Raw genomic sequence first — 1,034 nt, 5'->3', positions numbered from 1 at the left:
AGAAAAGTCATGGAATACATCGACGGTTATCTTTCTTCTGTTGCACTTGAAGGCTCTTACGTTTCTATGATTGCTGACGAGCCATTCTTTTATGAAAATCTTGGTTACAAGCTAGTGACTCCCAAAAGTCAAGGAATGACGAAAAAATTTAAACCGCAAGCATAAAGCCGAGCCGATTAAACAGATAAAATGAACAATAAAAAACAGGAGAATATACTCCTGTTTTTATTTTAGATTATCGCTTAAGCCACTTCTGGAATTGGCTTTGGTGGTTGTTCCAAATCGGGTTCTTTTTGCACGGTCGGAACAATCCCTTCACCGACTGCACTGAGGTAGCTACCACTGAGTTTGATCGCAAGGTACATATCGGCACGCAGCAAAATCCCGCCTTCGCTGGTGCTTATTCCCGTTAACTCACACCATTGACGCAAGCGGCGTTTTCTTCCCGCGAGGACTAATCGTATTCCTCTTTTCTTGAGCACTTCGTGAATGTCGGCCAATGTCGCCATGACACTCAAATCTAGGTGAGTAAAGCTTGATACGGCATCGACTACGACACAGCTGACATCTTTGTTTTGCTCTGCGTGCTCTAGCAAACGACGCTTAAAGTATGGTGCATTAAAGTAGGTTAACGGTGAGTTGAAGCGATAAATCACCATGCCCGGAATTGGAGACGCTTTTCCGGTTTCATCAATGGTGCGAATGGTGCCTTTTTCATCCAGACCCAGTAGTTGGTCACTTGGTCGCATGACGATGCGTAAAAACTGAAATAGACCTAATAGAACTGCCAGTGTGATACCCGGAATAACCCCAATCACTAGCACGGAAATAAAGGTAATGATGGCAAGGTAAAAGGCATCTTTGTCACGTGTTTTCAGTATCCATATGGCTTTGAGGTCAAGCAGTGACAGTGACGCGATGATGAGTACCACGCCGAGTGAGGCTATAGGGATGAACTGTAACGGCTCGTAAATAAAGGCCGCGATAATAGCAATGGTGATGGCTGCCACAATCGATACCAATTGCGATTTTCC

General features: G+C 44.5%; 1 protein-coding gene and 1 pseudogene. One reads left to right on the top strand and one right to left on the bottom strand.

The window, feature by feature from the left end; translation table 11 throughout:
• Window positions 1-165, top strand: a pseudogene (locus R7070_RS26575) (GNAT family N-acetyltransferase); the annotation flags it as partial.
• A 77-nt stretch (window positions 166-242) separates the two neighbouring features.
• Here the strand turns inward: R7070_RS26575 and R7070_RS26570 are convergent.
• Window positions 243-1,034 (bottom strand): STAS domain-containing protein (locus R7070_RS26570; RefSeq protein WP_318141569.1); only part of this gene is annotated, 792 nt, incomplete at its 5' end.

Source organism: Vibrio sp. 1557, assembly GCF_033340175.1.
Classification (GTDB): domain Bacteria; phylum Pseudomonadota; class Gammaproteobacteria; order Enterobacterales; family Vibrionaceae; genus Vibrio; species Vibrio alginolyticus.
The sequence above is the reverse complement of the archived record's forward strand: the minus strand, read 5'-3'. Positions and strand labels throughout refer to the sequence as shown.